The organism is Clostridium sp. K04 (genome assembly GCF_019734375.1).
Taxonomy (GTDB): domain Bacteria; phylum Bacillota; class Clostridia; order Clostridiales; family Clostridiaceae; genus Clostridium; species Clostridium saudiense.
Genome location: NZ_JAASHD010000031.1, coordinates 1 through 17,399 on the forward strand (window position 1 = coordinate 1; position 17,399 = coordinate 17,399).

The 17,399-nt window shown below is 27.7% G+C and carries 18 protein-coding genes; 12 read left to right on the forward strand and 6 right to left on the reverse strand.

Annotated features, from left to right (window positions below; all coding sequences use genetic code 11):
• Positions 1 to 114: 114 nt before the first annotated feature.
• Entirely contained in the window at positions 115 to 951 is an 837-nt protein-coding gene (locus HCG70_RS12650) for a patatin family protein (protein WP_042395099.1), read from the reverse strand.
• Positions 952 to 1,143: 192 nt separating this feature from the next.
• On the opposite strand from HCG70_RS12650, the gene HCG70_RS12655 reads away from it, so the two are divergent.
• From HCG70_RS12655 to HCG70_RS12690, 8 genes are all read left to right on the forward strand, one after another.
• Positions 1,144 to 1,524, forward strand: coding sequence for a zinc-ribbon domain-containing protein (locus HCG70_RS12655; protein ID WP_221697843.1), 381 nt, complete (start codon positions 1,144 to 1,146; stop codon positions 1,522 to 1,524).
• Between the two features lie 167 nt (positions 1,525 to 1,691).
• On the forward strand, positions 1,692 to 2,822 hold the full coding sequence (locus HCG70_RS12660) for an iron-containing alcohol dehydrogenase (protein ID WP_195951099.1): 1,131 nt from the start codon (positions 1,692 to 1,694) through the stop codon (positions 2,820 to 2,822).
• A gap of 51 nt (positions 2,823 to 2,873) precedes the next feature.
• Complete coding sequence (locus tag HCG70_RS12665; RefSeq protein ID WP_221697844.1) at positions 2,874 to 3,146, forward strand: TIGR04076 family protein; 273 nt, start codon at positions 2,874 to 2,876, stop codon at positions 3,144 to 3,146.
• Between the two features lie 69 nt (positions 3,147 to 3,215).
• Positions 3,216 to 4,448, forward strand: coding sequence for a PucR family transcriptional regulator ligand-binding domain-containing protein (locus HCG70_RS12670; RefSeq protein WP_221697845.1), 1,233 nt, complete (start codon positions 3,216 to 3,218; stop codon positions 4,446 to 4,448).
• A gap of 278 nt (positions 4,449 to 4,726) precedes the next feature.
• Positions 4,727 to 6,157, forward strand: coding sequence for an APC family permease (locus HCG70_RS12675; RefSeq protein ID WP_221697846.1), 1,431 nt, complete (start codon positions 4,727 to 4,729; stop codon positions 6,155 to 6,157).
• Between the two features lie 68 nt (positions 6,158 to 6,225).
• Positions 6,226 to 7,569, forward strand: coding sequence for a 4-aminobutyrate--2-oxoglutarate transaminase (gabT, locus tag HCG70_RS12680; RefSeq protein WP_221697847.1), 1,344 nt, complete (start codon positions 6,226 to 6,228; stop codon positions 7,567 to 7,569).
• 135 nt (positions 7,570 to 7,704) lie between these two features.
• Positions 7,705 to 8,721, forward strand: coding sequence for a D-alanyl-D-alanine carboxypeptidase family protein (locus HCG70_RS12685; protein WP_052330588.1), 1,017 nt, complete (start codon positions 7,705 to 7,707; stop codon positions 8,719 to 8,721).
• Between the two features lie 142 nt (positions 8,722 to 8,863).
• Entirely contained in the window at positions 8,864 to 9,283 is a 420-nt protein-coding gene (locus HCG70_RS12690; RefSeq protein WP_042395077.1) for a TM2 domain-containing protein, read from the forward strand.
• A 110-nt stretch (positions 9,284 to 9,393) separates the two neighbouring features.
• On the opposite strand, the gene HCG70_RS12695 is transcribed toward HCG70_RS12690, so the two are convergent.
• Positions 9,394 to 11,274 (reverse strand): carbohydrate-binding domain-containing protein, encoded by a 1,881-nt coding sequence (locus HCG70_RS12695; protein WP_154820565.1) that lies wholly within the window; start codon positions 11,272 to 11,274, stop codon positions 9,394 to 9,396.
• Between the two features lie 365 nt (positions 11,275 to 11,639).
• Between HCG70_RS12695 and HCG70_RS12700 the strand changes: the two genes are divergently transcribed.
• Both HCG70_RS12700 and HCG70_RS12705 read left to right on the forward strand, forming a co-directional pair.
• Positions 11,640 to 12,392 (forward strand): polyphosphate polymerase domain-containing protein, encoded by a 753-nt coding sequence (locus tag HCG70_RS12700; RefSeq protein WP_042395071.1) that lies wholly within the window; start codon positions 11,640 to 11,642, stop codon positions 12,390 to 12,392.
• Positions 12,386 to 13,075 (forward strand): DUF4956 domain-containing protein, encoded by a 690-nt coding sequence (locus HCG70_RS12705; RefSeq protein ID WP_042395069.1) that lies wholly within the window; start codon positions 12,386 to 12,388, stop codon positions 13,073 to 13,075. Before HCG70_RS12700 ends, HCG70_RS12705 begins: the two co-directional genes overlap by 7 nt.
• 39 nt (positions 13,076 to 13,114) lie before the next feature.
• Here HCG70_RS12705 and HCG70_RS12710 read toward each other — a convergent pair whose 3' ends face one another.
• From HCG70_RS12710 to HCG70_RS12720, 3 genes are all read right to left on the reverse strand, one after another.
• The gene (locus tag HCG70_RS12710) at positions 13,115 to 13,324 is read right to left on the reverse strand and encodes a cold-shock protein (RefSeq protein ID WP_042395066.1); all 210 of its coding nucleotides are present in this window, start codon (positions 13,322 to 13,324) and stop codon (positions 13,115 to 13,117) included.
• 56 nt (positions 13,325 to 13,380) lie between these two features.
• Entirely contained in the window at positions 13,381 to 14,118 is a 738-nt protein-coding gene (locus HCG70_RS12715) for an ATP-binding protein (RefSeq protein ID WP_042395217.1), read from the reverse strand.
• Between the two features lie 150 nt (positions 14,119 to 14,268).
• Positions 14,269 to 14,961 (reverse strand): Crp/Fnr family transcriptional regulator, encoded by a 693-nt coding sequence (locus HCG70_RS12720; protein WP_042395063.1) that lies wholly within the window; start codon positions 14,959 to 14,961, stop codon positions 14,269 to 14,271.
• Between the two features lie 154 nt (positions 14,962 to 15,115).
• Between HCG70_RS12720 and HCG70_RS12725 the strand changes: the two genes are divergently transcribed.
• The gene (locus HCG70_RS12725) at positions 15,116 to 15,538 is read left to right on the forward strand and encodes a DMT family transporter (RefSeq protein WP_042395061.1); all 423 of its coding nucleotides are present in this window, start codon (positions 15,116 to 15,118) and stop codon (positions 15,536 to 15,538) included.
• A gap of 15 nt (positions 15,539 to 15,553) precedes the next feature.
• Positions 15,554 to 16,030 carry a DMT family transporter gene (locus tag HCG70_RS12730; protein WP_042395055.1) on the forward strand — a complete coding sequence of 159 codons (477 nt, stop codon included), beginning with the start codon at positions 15,554 to 15,556 and terminating at the stop codon, positions 16,028 to 16,030.
• Positions 16,031 to 16,232: 202 nt separating this feature from the next.
• Here the strand turns inward: HCG70_RS12730 and HCG70_RS12735 are convergent, their stop codons facing one another.
• Positions 16,233 to 17,378: a VanZ family protein gene (locus HCG70_RS12735; protein ID WP_042395054.1), complete on the reverse strand. Its 1,146-nt coding sequence runs from the start codon at positions 17,376 to 17,378 to the stop codon at positions 16,233 to 16,235.
• Positions 17,379 to 17,399 lie beyond the last annotated feature (21 nt).

Here is a 17,399-nt window from a genome sequence, read left to right on the forward strand (position 1 = left end):
AAAATATAACTGGAAATAAAATTTCCAGTTATACATTTTATTATATTTATATTTTACACAAATTTTTAGATATCCTCGGCTATACTTTATTTTTTATAAAGCATAGCCTTATTTTTAAGTAAATAATTTTTTTATGTCATTAATTCTTTTAGTAGCTAAGTCATAACCATGATTATAGTTAGCCTTAAGTTTATCAACATCTTTTTCAAAGCTTTCTAATGAGAATTCAGGTCTTAAAATAAGTGCCTTTCCTTGTTTTTCAAGCTCTTCACAAAATCTTACTGTTTCATTATAACTATCATGACGGTTTAATAAAGCATCTTTTAAGTTTGGATATTTATTATTAAGCAATTTTGCTACAAGAACATTCTTTTTGCTTAATTCTTTTTTATAACCTTTAGGTTGAGTTAAAATTATTAAATGTTTATCATTACCATCTTCGATTGCCTTTTTTATCGGAATTGGATCACAAATTCCTCCATCATAATATTCATTACCATTAAGCTTAATTACTGGGAAAAATATAGGTAAAGCGCATGTTGCTCTTAACATAGTAGCTTTATCATCTAAATTTTTACCATCTAAGTATTCAGTTTTACCTGTTTTAGCATTAGTAACTCCCACTAAAACCTTACCTGGATATTTCTTATATGTATCCATATCAAAAGGAATTAATTTATTTGGTATTTCATCAAAAACAAAATCAAGTCCAAATAAACTTTTACATTTCAAGAAATTCCTATAACCTAAATAACGTTTATCATTTCTATATTTAGTAACTACTTCAAGGTTACGTCCTCTTTGTTGAGAGATATAAGAGATTCCGTTAGTTATTCCAGCAGATACACCTATGCAATAAGGAAATGTAATATTATTGTCAAGTAATGCATCCATAACTCCAGCACTAAAAATTGGTCTAAGAGTTCCACCTTCTAAAATTAAACTAGGCATAAAGTAGCTCCTTTCAATAAGTTCTTATTTAGTAATTATAAAACAAAATAAATTGCAATACAAATATTAGTATATAATAATTAATATTTGTATTTAATATAAATTAAAATTAGGTTATAATGTAAAGAAAAGTATAGTAATAAAATTCAATTAATAATTGTTAGGAGTAGAAAATTAAAGAAGGGGTATTTTATGTTTTTTATAGGCATATTTGGCATAGATAATAAGTTTAAGGAGATTAAAGTATTAAATAGTTTCAGCTGTAAAAATTGCAATATTTCTAATGGAGCAAGTCTAGTAAAATATTATACTTTCTTTCATTTTTTCTTTATACCAATATTTAAATGGAATGAAGAGTATTATGTGATTTGTAATGGATGTAACTCTTCTTTTAGTATTCCAAAAGAAAAAGGAAAGGCTATTGAAAGAGGGGAAGATATAGAAATTTCATATTGGGATTTAAAAGATAATAATATAAATAATAATTATTTAAAAAAACGATGTCAAAAATGTAATAGGGAATTAGAAAAAGATTTTGAATATTGTCCATATTGTGGAGAAAAAATCAAATAATTTTTTTGTCAGCGTGGACAAAAAGATTGTTCTAGATAGTTATATAATAAAATATTATATATTGATATAATTTAAGTTAGACAAAGATGTCTTTATTTCATAATAAAGGCATCTTTTTTTGTTTTATAGAAGTTTAATATTTTTAATAAATATAAGGGGATGGGAAGATGAATTTTAATTATAATTTGCCTGTAAATTTAATGTTTGGAAGAGGAAGAAGCAGTGAAATAGGAAAAGAAGTAAAAAAGTATGGTAATAAAGTACTTATAGTGACAGGTAGAAATAGTACTAAAAAAAGTGGATTACTTTATAAGGTTATAGACGTTTTAAATGGTGAAAATATTGAATATGAAATTTTTGATAAAGTTACTCAAAATCCTTTAAGTACAACCATATATGAAGGAGTATCAGCAATACATGAAACTAATTGTAATGTTGTTTTAGGCTTAGGAGGGGGTAGCATAATGGATGCTGCTAAAAGTATAGCATTTTGTGCTAAAAATCCAGGAAATATTGAAGATTATATTTATGGTATTAAAAAAGGTGAGAATTCCCTTCCGATATTGTTAGTACCTACTACTTGTGGAACAGGTAGTGAAGGAAATGCTTTTTCAGTAATAACTAATGTTGATACAAAAGATAAAAAATCTTTAAGAGATAATTTAATAATTGCAAAGGCTTCTATTATAGATCCTGAGCTTATGACAACAATGCCAAAGTCAGTACTTGCAAGTGTTGGATTTGATGCTTTAGCTCATAATATGGAGGCGTATCTTTCTAAAATTACGAATCCTTTAGTTGAGATACAAGCTTTATATGCAATGAAGTTAATAGCAGAAAATTTACCAAAAGTTTATGTGGATTATAACGATTTTGATGCTTGGGAAGCTGTTACTTTGGGAAGTACTTTGGGTGGAATGGTTATTGGAGTTGCAGGTGTAACTGCAGCACATGGAATGGAACATCCCGCTAGTGGACTTAGAGATATTGTACATGGAAAGGGGTTAGCAGCATTAACTCCTATAATAACAGAAAAATCATGGAGAAGTGATGTATATAAGTATGGGGAGATTTCTAAGATATTAGGTGGAAGTTCAGCAGAAGACTGTAGACAAGCTATTGAAAACTTTTTAGATAAAATAGATTTAAAAGTTAAATTAGGTGATTTAGGAATTAGAAAAGAAGATATAAGTTGGATGACTGAAAATTGCTTTAAAGTATCTAAACCTAGTATGGAAAATCACTCAAAAATATTTACTAAAGAAGAAGTAAGTGAAATATATAATGAATCAATATAGATTGGAAAATTAATATAAATAGATTGTCAATAGTAAAGAGGAGATATAAAAATGAGTGATTTTAAAGAATATAAAATTAAACTAGTAGTGAAAAGTTCTAAATGTGATTTATATAAGACAGGAGATGAAATCTATATTGATGGAGCATTACTAGATAAAGAGAAATCCACTAATGTATGTTTAACAGCAATTAATGCATTTTATCCCTTTATTTATGCAGCAAGAAAGAGAGTAACAGCTGAGCAAATGGGATTTGATGAATTAACATTTCAATGCCCCGATTGCCCAGAAAAGCTAGAATTCACTATAATACAGGTTGAATAGTTAAGAGTTTGGAGTTATTTCTTAACTAAAAAAGAGTGCTGTGCACTTTTTAGAAAGGGGAATGGAGTTATGGCTATTACAATAAAAGATATTTTTAAATTAGATTCTCTTACTAGTATGAAAATAGTAGCAGGAGATGAGGGAATAGAAAAACAAGTTGAATGGGTATATGTTGCAGAATGCTTTGAAGATCTTTTAGAGGGAATACAATGGCTTCAAGGCGGTGAATTAGTTTTTATAACTGGTTCTAAAATGAAAGGAAATTTATCATATATAGCAAGAATTGTAGAAGGTATTTCCGAAAAAAATGCATCAGGATTATTAGTTAATATAGGGCCATATATAGATAACATCCCAAAAGAAGCTATTGATGTGGCAAATGATTTAAAAATACCTGTAATGACTATACCATGGAATGTAAAGCTTATAGATATATCAAAAGAAATTACAAATAAGATTATTTTATCAACTGTAGAAGAAGGATCATTAACCAATTTTCTAAGTAATATGTTATTTAGTGATGGAGACGTCACAGGTGATGCTAGAAAGAAGATGACGTATTTTGGATATGATTTAGATGGGAAATGTGCAATATGTGTAATTGATATAGATAAATTTCAATTGTATTTAGAGGAAAGAAATATATTTGATGAAGCTGGAGTAATTAAAGTTAAAGTAATATTTAAGAGAATAGTAGATTATGTTTTAAAGAAACATGGATTTAAAGTACCTATTATAGACAAAGATGATGCGCTTATACTATTTTTAAAAGATGATAAAAATTATATGAATAGGATAGAAAAGATATTAATAGAAATACAAGAAACATTAAGAAAAGAGATGGATAATATTTCAGTAAGTATAGGAATTGGAAGTAGTTATGAAAATTTAAACATGATGAAAAGTTCTTTAAAGGAAGCTGAGTTATCAATTAAGTATTTAAAATGTAATGGATATGATAGTAAAATTAAAAAGTATGATGAAATTGGAGTTTATAAGTTATTATTTAATATAGAAGACAAGGCAGTTTTAGAAAATTTTTATTATGGAACTTTAGGACCAATATTAGAAAATGATAAGAAAATTAAAGAGGTTAATAACATTAAAATATTAGAAACATATTTTAATGAGGATTGTAATGTAACTAGTACAGCAGAAAAGTTATTTCTTCATAGAAATACGTTAAAGTACAGAATAAAAAAAGTTGAAGAATTATTAGAGTGTGATTTAAGAAATTTTAATGATTGCAATAAATTGAAAATGGCAATAGAAATTGGCAAAATTATAAAGCTATATTCATAAGTGATTAATAAATAAGTTTGGTGTTTATGGACAAAAATATTAGATAGTTTAGACATAGCAATAATACACTATATTAACTATAATAAAAGTATAAATTAATTAGCAAATAAACAAAGGCGTTTATAGATTAATGAAATCTATAGGCGCTTTTTGCTTAGTAAATAATAAATTTAAGAAATATAAAAAGACAAGGGTGTCTTTCACAATGCAATTCTAAAGATATTTAGGATAATGTTTGAGTGAAAGGCACTATTTTTATTAAGGGGGAGATTTAATATATGCCAAAAGAAGATAAGTTTGAAAGAGTATTAAATAAGAAGGATGTTTTTGTATTAGCATTTGGTGCAATGATTGGATGGGGGTGGGTTGTTTTATCTGGAGAGTGGATATTAAAAGCTGGAACGGTTGGAGCAATGATAGCTTTTACACTTGGTGGATTGATGGTTTTATTTGTTGGATTAACCTATGCTGAATTAACAGCAGCAATGCCAAAGTGTGGTGGTGAGCATGTATTTAGTTATAGAGCACTTGGAAGAAATGCATCATTTATTTGTACTTGGGCGATAGTACTTGGATATATATCAGTTGTAGCATTTGAAGCTGTTGCTTTCCCAACAGTAATGCAGTATTTATTTCCAAGTTATATGAAGGTTCATTTGTATTCAGTAGCAGGATTTGATATATATTTGACTTGGCTTCTTGTTGGAGTAATAAGTTCAATTTTAATTGCTGCAGTAAATTATTTTGGAGTTAAAACAGCAGCTAGGTTTCAAGGAATATTAACAATAGTTATAGCAATTATAGGATTATCACTTATAACAGGATCACTATTTAATGGAGAGGTATCAAATGTACAACCATTATTTAAAGATGGAGTTAATGGAATTATAGCTGTAGCTGTAATGACACCATTTATGTATGTTGGATTTGATGTTATACCACAAGCTGCTGAAGAAATGAATATTCCTTTTAAAAAGATTGGACAAATACTTATATTATCAGTAGTTATGGCTGTTGTTTGGTATGTGGCAATAATAGGTGGGGTTTCTTTAGCAATGTCCTCAACTCAAATAGAAACTTCAGAGTTAGTAACAGCAGATGCAATGGCAAATGTATTTTTCAATAGCCCAATAGCATCAAAAGTCTTAATTATAGGTGGAATTGCAGGTATTTTGACTAGTTGGAATTCATTTTATGTTGGAGGAAGTAGAGCAATTTATTCTATGGCTGAATCTGGAATGCTTCCAAGTTTTTTAGCAAGGCTTCATCCCAAATATAAAACACCATGTAATGCAGTTATTTTAGTTGGCGTAATTTCATCATTGGCACCATTTTTAGGAAGAAAAATGCTTGTATGGTTATCAGATGCGGGTGGATTAACAATAGTAGTTGCTTACTTAATTGTTTCAATTTCATTTTTAGTATTAAGGAAAAAAGAGCCAGAAATGAGTAGGCCATATAAAGTTAAACATGGAAAGCTTGTAGGAACTATTGCAGTAATAATGTGTGTTGTTTTAGCAATAATGTATTTACCAGGGTCTCCTGCAGCATTAGTATGGCCATATGAATGGGGAATTTTAATAGCTTGGACAGTTCTTGGATCAGTATTCTTTGTTTGGGCAAAGGTTGCAAATAAATATGAAAAGCAGCTAGAAGAGAAATTCTTTAAGGAAGAAGTAATGGAAGAAGAGATTATTGATAGAATATAAGTTAAAAATTAAAGGTAAATAAGTAAAAAATAATTAATATAAAAAAATAAAAGTTTTGAGGTGTAATTATGATTAATGAGAAAAATGTAAAATTAGTAACAGCTATACCAGGGCCGAAATCATTAGAAATAATTGAAGGTAGAAAAAAATATGTAGCAAATGGTGTGTCAATGGCAACAACCATTGCAATAGAAGAAGCTAAGGGAGCTTTAGTAAAAGATGTTGATGGTAATGTTTTATTAGACTTTGCAGCAGGTATAGGTGTGCAAAATGTAGGTCATTGTGATGATGAAATTATAGCAGCTGTAAAAGCGCAAGTAGAAAAATATATACATCCTTGCTTTCATGTGGCAACTTATTCACCTTATGTAGAATTATCTAAGAAGTTAACTGAAATAGTAACAGGTGATTATGAGAAAAAAGTAATGCTTGCTAATAGTGGAGCTGAGGCGTTAGAAAATGCAATAAAGGTTGCAAAAGCTTATACAAAGAGACATGGAATATTATCAGCAAATGGTTCATTTCATGGAAGAACTCTTATGACAATGTCTATAACAAGTAAATATAAACCATATAAAAATGGATTTGGTCCATATGCACCGGATACGTATAAGTTTGATTACCCATATACCTATAGAGCACCTAAAGGTGTATCAGAAGATGATTATGCAGAAGAGTGTTTAGAAAAGCTAAGAACAATGCTTAAAACTACTATTGCAGCTGAGCAAATTGCATGTTTGATAGTTGAGCCTCTTCAAGGTGAAGGTGGATTTGTAGTACCATCTGAAAAGTATATGCAAGGATTACAAAAAATATGTAATGATAATGGAATAGTATTTATTGTTGATGAAGTACAAGCTGGATTTGCAAGGACTGGTAAAATGTTTGCCTATGAGCATTATGGAATTACACCGGATATAGTTACTATGTCTAAATCAATAGCAGCAGGGGTTCCATTAAGTGCAGTTGTTGGTAGAAAAGAAATAATGGATTCAGCTTGTGTTGGTGGTATTGGAGGCACATATGGAGGTAGTCCGCTTGCTTGTGTGGCAGCATTAAAGGTTATAGAAAAAATAGAGAAAGAAAATTTATGTGAAAAATCATTTAAGCTTGGGGAATATATAATGGGAAGATTAAATGAAATGAAAGAAAAATATCAAGTGATTGGCGAAGTCAGAGGACTTGGTTCAATGATAGGATTAGAGTTTGTGAAAGATAGAGAGACAAAGGAACCAGCACCAGAAATGGTTAAGGAAATAATAAATAGTTGTTTTGAAGAGGGAATTATATTAATAAATGCAGGGTTATTAGGAAATGTTATTAGATTTTTACCACCATTAGTTATGACAATAGAACAAGCTGAATATGGAATGGATGTTTTAGATAAGGAAATAAGCAAGATAGCAAAATAGTATTATTTAGGGAAATGGGGCTATATTATATAGAATATGGCTCTATTTTTTTGCAATATATTATAAAAACTCGAAAAATATATTATAATCAAGAAGAAGGTTAATAAAAATATACGTTACTTAGTGGAGATGAAAATGAAGAAAAAAATAATAAGTAGTATTATAATAGTTGTTTTGGTAAGTGCTGGAACAGGTTTGTTGATAGGAAGCAGACCTAAGAAAATAATTATACAAGTAGATGGTAAGGTCATAGAAAGCAAAACAAAGGAAGATAATGTTGGACAAGCAATAGAAGAAGCTAATATTGAATTAGATGTTAATGATAAATTAAATTATGATATTGATGATAAAATTAAAAATAATCAAGTAATAGTAATTAATAGAGTTGAAACAAAAGAGAATGAGGTAATTGAGAAAATAGCTTTTAATGAAATAGTTGTTGATGACTATAAAACTAAAGTTGGGGAAACTAGGATTATTTCAGAGGGGGTAGAAGGAGAGAAAAAAATCATCTATACAATAACATATGAAGATGGTAATGAGATTAGCAGAGTGATAACAAGTGAGGAGATAATAGTCGAGCCTACAGATAAAGTTGTAGCACAGGGAATTTTTGATCCAAGCAGTTTAACTGTTTGTGTAAATAGAAAAAGTACATTGTCATCTGATTATAAACCTACAGATTTAGTGCTACCAGATGTAAGAGCGGTTAACAGTAGCAATAGATTATATATGAGAAAAGAAGCAGCAAGTGCATTAGAGGAATTATTTAAAGCCGCTGAAGATGAAAACTATTATTTATATGCTGTATCGGGATATAGATCTTATAGTTATCAAAAGAGTATATATAATCCTTATAGTGGATATTCAGCTCCAGCAGGTGCTAGTGAGCATCAGTTAGGATTAGCTATGGATATAACATTAGCTAAATATAACGGTACATTATCAGTTGATTTTGGTAATACGAAAGAAGGAAAATGGGTTAAGGAAAATGCTCATAAGTATGGATTTATAATTAGATATTTACAAGGGAAAGAGGATATAACAGGATATAATTATGAACCATGGCATCTTAGATATTTAGGGGTTGATTTAGCTACAGAGTTATATGAGAAAAATATTACTTTAGAAGAGTATTATGGTGATTATTAGAAGTTTTATTAATAAAATTATATGTGTGGTATTGAGTAAAAGGTAGAACAGTATTTAAATGAAAATTTTAATATATTAATAAGAATATTTATCCTATGAATTATTATATATTTTAATAACAATAATTTATAGGAGGAAACTTGTGTATTGTAGAGAATGTGGACAACTCATAAGTAATGAAAGTTCTAAGTGTACAAATTGTGGTACCGAAAAAGGATTAGGGGATAATTATTGTTACAAGTGCGGTTCGATAATAAAGAAGCATGATTTGGAGCGTTGTGAATTTTGTGGAGCTAACTTAAATGATAATAGATATGTGGCAAGAGAAAATGCAAAAAGTAAATTAATAGCAGTATTTTTAGCACTATTCTTAGGTGGAATGGGAATTCATAGATTTTATTTAGGATATGTAAAAATAGGAATAGTACAATTGTCATTATGGATTCTAGGATACTTTACAGGTGGAATTACTTGGATTATTACAGAAATATGGGGATTTATAGAATGTATTTTAATCTATATTAATAAGATTAAGGACTCAAATGGTAATGATTTAGAGTGAAAATAGAATTTATCCTAAGTAATAAAATTAATTTTAGGAGATAGAAATTTTAAAAGGTGAAGCAAATTTAAATGCTTCACCTTTTTATCTTATATAGGAAAAAGATTAGATTAACGTCTTCCACTATTAGGTTTAGTCATATTTCCTCCTGCACCAGGCATAGCAGAATTACTGCCACCAGTTGTTACACCACTTTGAGATACATTACTTACAGTACTAGAAAGAGTAAATGAAGTAATTTCAGTACCGCCGCTAGTAGTACCATCAGTGTATAACCCATCAGTAGATGTACCAGTAGATGTACCTCCATAGTAAGCACTATAAGTTTTACCTGTTTCTAATTCAGGTGATGAAATAATAACTGATTGATATGACTTTGATGGTGCAAATGAAATTATCTCTTCTCCAGATTCAGCTTTAATAGTTAATAAGCTATTTGCTGTTCCATTAACATATACATTAATTGAATTTTGTGTGGAAGAAGTACTTGGATTTTGTGCCATTCCAGAACTTCCGGCTGCAATTAGAAGTCCACCATTTATATTAAATGTTGAATCATAATCTAAGGCACCATTTCCATTATCTTGTGGCCCATTTACTATGACTGTACCATCATTTAATTCGATTGAACCATTAGCATCAATACCATCACCAGACGCATCTATATAAACATATCCACCATTAAAGTTTATTTGACCATTTCCAGAAGAAAAGTTATTTTGGCCAGGTCTTCCGCTTGTTGAAGATGAATCATTTCCACCAGATGCATTTATGCCATCATCACTAGCAACTAAATGAATGTTACCACCATTAATATTTATAGTTGTACTTTCTATTCCTTCATAAGATTTACTTATATTTATATCTCCACCATTAATATCTAAAGTTGTGTCAGAGTGAATTCCATCATCACCAGAAGAAATATCAATAGTACCACCATTAATTACAATGCTATTGTTAGAGTGAATTGAATCATCAGAAGAATCAATTGTAAAAGTACCTCCATCTATAGTTATTGTATTAACAGCTTTAATTGCTTTTGCGCTACTAGTATCAGTACTAGTACTTGAACTACTACTAGAGCTATTTCCCCATTGTCCCCATGGATTTTGATCATTATTATTTTTAGAACTACTATTTGCACTACCACCACCAGTAGTTATATTTATAGTTCCATCAGATATATTTACATTGCTCTCAGCTTGTATTCCATCATTAGTTGAAGTGATATTTAGTGTACCACCTTGAATATCAATATAACCTTTCTCAGTTTCTTCACTATTGGTAGATTTTAAACCATCACCAGAAGCATTAATAGTAATATTTCCACCTTTTATAGTAATAGAATCTTTACCCATAAGCCCATCATCAGCAGAAGTAATAGTGATATTTCCGCCAGTGATTTTTAAATCATCTTTACTTGTAATACCATTATTATAATTAGCATTAACTGTTAAAGTACCATTTCCCCTAATAGTTAAATCATCTTTACTAAATATTGTTGCATTTGGTTCATCAGTAGTAGAATCTTCAAATGTATATGAATCACCATCAGTTATAGTATTAGTTGTACCATCAGGCAAAACTAATATTGCATTTTTAGCTGCTTGAACATATATAGGTGCACTATTTTCATAAGTTAAGTTTACATTGTTAAGAACTAAATAAACATTTTCTTCAGATTCACTATTAACAATTATTTGGCAATTAGAAGATGTACCACTTATTTCATAAACTCCGCTGGATGTAATAGTTACTTTATTATCAGATACTGTAGCACCAGTCCCGCTTACAGTAATTGAGCTATCTAAATTAATATTACAAGTAACTTCGCCAATATCATCATCCAATTTTAAATCAGAATTTATAACTGTATTTGTAGTTTCTTGAGCAGTAGTATTAGTGTTATTTGTATTTGATGTTTTTGAGCAAGCTATTGTACTAGCACATAAGGTAACAACAGTTAATAATATAATAAACTTTTTCTTCATAATTTCCTCCAAAATTTCTTAAGTAACAATTTTCTATTCACAAGAAATTTACTTAACTTTTAATTTAATATCATACTTACAAAATTATATTAACAATAAAACCTTAAATTAATCTTAAGTGAGGAGGAGTTGCCTTTAAAAATTTAAATTTTCCTTATTAAACTTTCACAAAAAAATTATTTATAGAAATTATTTATTTTTACTTAAAAAATTTATTTCCTATATATAAATAAAGGAAAATGTAAAATTCAAGAGTAGAATTGTAAAAAATAGTTTAAACATAAAAATATTTTAAGATTTTTTTAAGGTTAGGATTTTATAATTACATTAAGGATTTTAAATAATACGTTTTGGGAGGTACTTTTATGGCAATAAAATCATTTAAGAGATACGAAAAAAAATATCTGTTAAATCAAAGTCAATATGATGAACTTATAAAAAGAATAAGTGAATATATGGATGCAGATGAGCATTGTAAAAATGGTAATAACTATAGTATTTATAATATTTATTATGATACTTTTGATAATCAAGTCATTAGACATTCAATAAATAAACCCTATTATAAAGAAAAGCTTAGATTAAGAAGTTATAAAACGCCAGTTAGTAAAGAGGATAAAGTATTTTTAGAAATAAAGAAAAAAATAAATGGTGTAGTAAATAAAAGAAGGGTAGTTTTAACACTAGGAGAAGTTCAGGATTTCTTAAATAAAGGAATTAGACCTGAAAAAGATGATTATATGAGTAATCAAGTATTAAATGAAATAGAAAATTATTTAGAAAATAATAAGGTTAAACCTAAAGTTTATATAAGTTATAGTAGAAAAGCGTTCTTTTGTAAGACTGATAAAGACTTTAGATTAACATTTGATTCTAAAATAATTACAAGAAGAGATAACTTGTTATTAGAAGCAGGAAATTTTGGTGATGAACTTTTAGAACCAAATCAATATTTAATGGAAGTAAAAATATTAGGAGCAATTCCTTTATGGTTAGTAGAAATCTTTTCTGATTTATCTATATATAGTACAAAGTTTTCAAAGTATGGAAATGAGTATATGAGGTATTGTTTAAATAAAAATAAAGAAAATGAAATGAGGAGAGTAAAAATATGTTAGAAACGATAATATCATCAACGACGGGAGAATCATTTACATTAGCAAATGCATTATTAGTTATAGGATCATCAATAATATTAGGGTTATTAATAAGTTTAGCTTATATGTACACTCATAAGAAAGAGGGGTATACCCCAGGATTTACAATAACATTAATAATGTTACCAGTTATAATTTCAATAATAATTCTTTTAGTAGGTAATAACGTAGCAAGAGCATTTAGTTTAGCAGGTGCATTTTCAATAATTCGTTTTAGAAGTGCCCCTGGAGATCCTAAGGATATATCTTATATATTCTTTACTTTAGCTGTAGGTCTTGCATGTGGTATGGGTTATATAGGATATGGTGTTATAGTAACAGTTATCTTATGCATAATTATGATTGTTTTAGATAAAATAAAATTTGCAGTTCCAAAGACTAAAAATATGAGATTAAAAATATTAGTACCAGAAGATTTAAACTATGAAGGTGTTTTTGATAAAATTTTAGATAGTTATTCAACTAACTGGGCTACTGAAAGTGTAAAAACAAAAGATTTTGGTGCATTATTCGAAATATCTTATAAAATTCATTTAAAAGAAGGTGTAAGCCAAAAGAATTTAATAGATGAATTACGTTGTAAGAATGGAAATTTAACAATTGCATTAACATCAGCAGGATTAGAAGAAAAAGTTTATTTATAATTAAAAATGGTAGAGATTTATAAAATCTCTACCATTTTTTTATAATTTATGAACATTTATAGCCATAGGTCCTTTTTCACCATCTGCAATTGAAAATGACACGTTTTCTCCTTCGTGTAATCCACTATCAGGGCCATTTTCTTTTAATTGAGAATGATGAACAAATATATCATTTCCATTATTAGCAGATATAAATCCATAACCTTTTTCAGAATTAAACCATTTTACGACACCAGTATAACTTGACATATAATCGCTCCTTAATCTATAAGTAATCGAAGATAGTTTATGTAAAAGTAAAAACTTTATTCTTTAGAATTGATTTTAGCTATTTCATTTTTATCCCATATAAAAAGTTGTTCTGAATTGTTAAGTGCAGAAAATAATTTTTCTTTAAAATTAGGAAATGTATTATTTAAATCTTTAATTAATTCTTTCATATCCTGTCTTTTTGTATGTCCATCAGCAGGACATGGATTTTTTATAATAGGATAATTATAAGTTTTAACAGCACGTTTAATCATATATTCATCTATATATACCATTGGTCTAATAATAGTAACATCAAATTTTTCCATATATGATTTTGGAGAAAAACAGTTAATTCGCCCTTCATAGAACATTGTCATTGCAAATGTTTCAACAGCATCATCTTTGTGATGGCCTAAGGCAACTTTAGTACAACCAAGATCTTGTGCAGTACCATTTAATGCACCACGTCTTAGTTTTGCACATAAAGAGCAAGGGTTCTTTTCATTTCTTATATCGAATACTATTTTTGCAATATCTGTTTGAACTTCGTAAAATGGAACTTCTAAATTCTTACATAATTCATGAAGAGGTCCATTATCAACTCCACCAGGATTTAATGTTATTGCAATAAGCTCAAATTTTACTGGAGAAAATTTTTGATAATTTTTTAAGATATGAAGAAGTGTTACACTATCTTTCCCTCCAGATAATCCTACTGCAATTTTATCATTTTCTTCTATCATATTAAAATCATTTATAGCTTGACGAGTTTTACTTAATAATTTTTGCATCATGTTTTTTGCCTCCGAAATTTAATACTTAGATATTTTAACAAAGCATTACTTTTTATACAAATAAATTTAAAGGTGTAATAGGAAAACTGGATTTCCTTAGGTTTAGGATTAACTAGCCTTATCAAATTAATATTTAAAACTTTTTAGTTAATATTTATAAATATCTTGAGCTAACATTGTTAACTTTTCTAAATTTAAAATTTTAATTATATTTTTATTTTTTTCTATGATTTTTAAGTCAGAAAAATTTCTAATAACTCTATTTAAATGGCGATAACTGGAGCCTAAAAGTTCAGCTAAATTATTAATACCATCTATATCAACTAATATTTCACCAGAATTATTCGAGTATATAGATGAAACTAAATAGCTTGCAAAGCGATTTTCAATTTTAGAAAGCATGTTAATGCTCATATAACTTGAATTTTGCCTAAGTTTTTTTTGTAGGGAAGAGATTATAAATCTTAAAAATATTGGATCATTATAACCGTATTCTTTTATCATATTTATAGGTAACGCTAAGCAAATACACGGTTCTAAAGCTTGAACATTACAGTCAGCATAAGGATTTTCAATAAGTTCAATATCACCTATAACAGAAAGAGGAGTGTTAAAGCATATGAGTAACGATTTGCCACTTGAAAGCAAAGTAGTTACTTTATACTTTCCTTTTACTAAAAAATACATATAAGATAATTTGTCATTTAGTAAACAAAGAAATTCATTTTTATTAAATGTATGTATTTCTAAAGAGTTTAGTAAATTTTTATTTAAGTAGGAGTATAAAGAGTATTTATTAACATAATAAATAAGTAGCTCATTGTTAGTTATTTTTTTCATAGATTCTCCTTTAAGCATAGACAAAATAATACATATTATTTATTAAATTTATATAAAAGAGTATACTATTAAAAACAAAATAGGACAAATGTCCTATTTTGTTTTTATATCTATTTGATAAGATGTTTCTAGAAATTTAACTGGAGGATTTTAAATGTATAATATTTTAGCGTTAGTCATTGGAGCACTTATTTCTGTCATGATTTCTTTTAATAGTGGATTAGAAGGTTATGTTGGAAGTACATATTCTGTAGTAATTATTCATGCAGTTGGTTTAATTGCAATACTTATAGTTGCTGCAATTAAGAAAGAAAAAATAGTAATAAAGGAAGCTATACCATTTTATTTATTTTTAGGTGGAATTTTTGGAGTTATGCTTACATTAGTTAACATAATTACAATAGGAGGTATAGGTGTTGCTTTAACTACAGCACTTGCGGTATTTGGACAATTAGTATTTTCATCCTTAGTAGACCATTTTGGATTATTTGGTTTAACTAAATATGAATTTAATCCTAAAAAACTTGTAGGTTTTTTTATAGTTTTAGTTGGACTAGTTATTATGACAGTGGCATAAGGGAGGAAAAGTAGTATGTTGATGATTTTATTAGCTGTATTTGGTGGGGTATTAACTACACTATCAATGATAGTGAGTTCTACACTTGGAAAGAAGATTGGATTAATTCAAAGTACAATAATTCATTATATAGGTGGACTTATTGGAGGAGTTTTTATTTTAATAGGTATGGGTAGTACCTCAGCACCATCTATTCTAGATATGAGTAAAATGCCATTATATATTTTCTTTGGCGGAATTATGGGGGTAATAGTTGTTTATACTTCTAATATAGTAATACCAAAAATTCCTGTTGTGTATAGTACATTATTAATGTTTTCTGGACAAATGTTATGTGCAATTGTTATTGATGCAATTGTCATGGGAGACTTTTCATGGCAAAAACTTTTAGGTGCAATAATAGTTGTGTTAGGAATTTTTTATAATTCAAAAGTTGATGAAAAAGAGGCAAACAAGCTTAAGGAAAAAACAGATAAGCTTAAAGAAGCTTAGTATTAAAAAAAGAGGAGGAGATAATTTTTTGATTTGTATAAAAATTATTTCTTCCTCTTTTTTACTTAATGATATTATCAGATAAAGTACAAATGTATTTAAAGATATTCAAACGGCCAATATAATCATTTTAAATTTATAATAAATGGTCTACTATATTCAATAGATAAAAATCAACTGTTGGAAATATATCATCTTTATCTTAAGCAAATTTCATGTTTGAGCATTCATTTCCATCTTTATTATAAAACTTAATTTCTAAGTCGGTACATTCTTCACCACTAAAAAAGTTATAGAAATCAGTAAGATTATCTGCTTTTTCAAAGTTAGGAAATGGTACTATAAAATAAGAGTTTTCTATTAAATTTTCTAGATATTTTACACCCTTAAAATTGATCTCAATAATATGAGCATCTTTATTTTTTCCAAATACAACTCCTGAAATAAGTTTATCTTCATTTAATGTCATAATAGAATAATCACCATTTTTAATTTCAAAGCTAGTATTAAATTTTCCATAATACCATCTATTATTTAAAATGCGTTTAATATTTCTTAACTCTATAAATTCATTATCATCAGATAGGAAAAATTTATAGTTTTCAAAATCTCTTGATATTCTATAATCTTCAACTCTAGTATTTCCAAGGACTTCAATTGCTAATTTATCATCTGAAGAATTATCAGCAATAGTTTCATTATATAATAATCCAAAAGATAAAAGTGCAAAGAGTAAAATCATTGTTGCTATGGGGTTAATAGTTTTTAGGATTAAATTACCATCAAAGTGGCTATTTAGACTTTTAATAAAATCTCCAATTTTAGTATTTTTAAATAATATATAAACCATATTAAATATTATAAATCCTAAAATAGTTCCCAATGTATTAAAAATAATATCATCTATATCAGTGAAATTATAAGGCGTAAAAAGTTGAAGAACTTCTATAGTTAAAGAAGCTGTAAATCCATATAATATAATTTTACTTAATTTATTCTTTTTATTGAAAAGTAGTGGTATTCCAAATCCTAGTGGTATAAATAATAATATATTACCTATGACATTGTAAAGTGCTATGTGTATATCTGCAAAGTCATTATTAAACATTCTTATTGTTTCTATAAATGGAATGTAATTGATATAAAACCTAGTATCAAAATCTAGCATTAGTTCTCCATATTTAAACATTGTTAAATTAACTAATATTAAAAAATAAATGAAAAATAAGTTTATAAATACTTCTCTAATTTTATTTATAGGCTTGTTTTTTATATAAAATTTAATTCTAAATATTACCCAAATTAGAGTAAATAAAATAACTGAAAAGATAAATGAAATACCTATCATAGTGTTGTCCCCTTTTTATCA

Coding starts and splice junctions, on each gene's coding strand:
- HCG70_RS12650 (WP_042395099.1), bottom strand. CDS start 951: ATGCCTAGTTTAATTTTAGAAGGTGGAACTCTTAGACCAATTTTTAGT.
- HCG70_RS12655 (WP_221697843.1), top strand. CDS start 1,144: ATGTTTTTTATAGGCATATTTGGCATAGATAATAAGTTTAAGGAGATT.
- HCG70_RS12660 (WP_195951099.1), top strand. CDS start 1,692: ATGAATTTTAATTATAATTTGCCTGTAAATTTAATGTTTGGAAGAGGA.
- HCG70_RS12665 (WP_221697844.1), top strand. CDS start 2,874: ATGAGTGATTTTAAAGAATATAAAATTAAACTAGTAGTGAAAAGTTCT.
- HCG70_RS12670 (WP_221697845.1), top strand. CDS start 3,216: ATGGCTATTACAATAAAAGATATTTTTAAATTAGATTCTCTTACTAGT.
- HCG70_RS12675 (WP_221697846.1), top strand. CDS start 4,727: ATGCCAAAAGAAGATAAGTTTGAAAGAGTATTAAATAAGAAGGATGTT.
- gabT (WP_221697847.1), top strand. CDS start 6,226: ATGATTAATGAGAAAAATGTAAAATTAGTAACAGCTATACCAGGGCCG.
- HCG70_RS12685 (WP_052330588.1), top strand. CDS start 7,705: ATGAAGAAAAAAATAATAAGTAGTATTATAATAGTTGTTTTGGTAAGT.
- HCG70_RS12695 (WP_154820565.1), bottom strand. CDS start 11,274: ATGAAGAAAAAGTTTATTATATTATTAACTGTTGTTACCTTATGTGCT.
- HCG70_RS12700 (WP_042395071.1), top strand. CDS start 11,640: ATGGCAATAAAATCATTTAAGAGATACGAAAAAAAATATCTGTTAAAT.
- HCG70_RS12705 (WP_042395069.1), top strand. CDS start 12,386: ATGTTAGAAACGATAATATCATCAACGACGGGAGAATCATTTACATTA.
- HCG70_RS12710 (WP_042395066.1), bottom strand. CDS start 13,324: ATGTCAAGTTATACTGGTGTCGTAAAATGGTTTAATTCTGAAAAAGGT.
- HCG70_RS12715 (WP_042395217.1), bottom strand. CDS start 14,118: ATGCAAAAATTATTAAGTAAAACTCGTCAAGCTATAAATGATTTTAAT.
- HCG70_RS12720 (WP_042395063.1), bottom strand. CDS start 14,961: ATGAAAAAAATAACTAACAATGAGCTACTTATTTATTATGTTAATAAA.
- HCG70_RS12725 (WP_042395061.1), top strand. CDS start 15,116: ATGTATAATATTTTAGCGTTAGTCATTGGAGCACTTATTTCTGTCATG.
- HCG70_RS12730 (WP_042395055.1), top strand. CDS start 15,554: ATGTTGATGATTTTATTAGCTGTATTTGGTGGGGTATTAACTACACTA.
- HCG70_RS12735 (WP_042395054.1), bottom strand. CDS start 17,378: ATGATAGGTATTTCATTTATCTTTTCAGTTATTTTATTTACTCTAATT.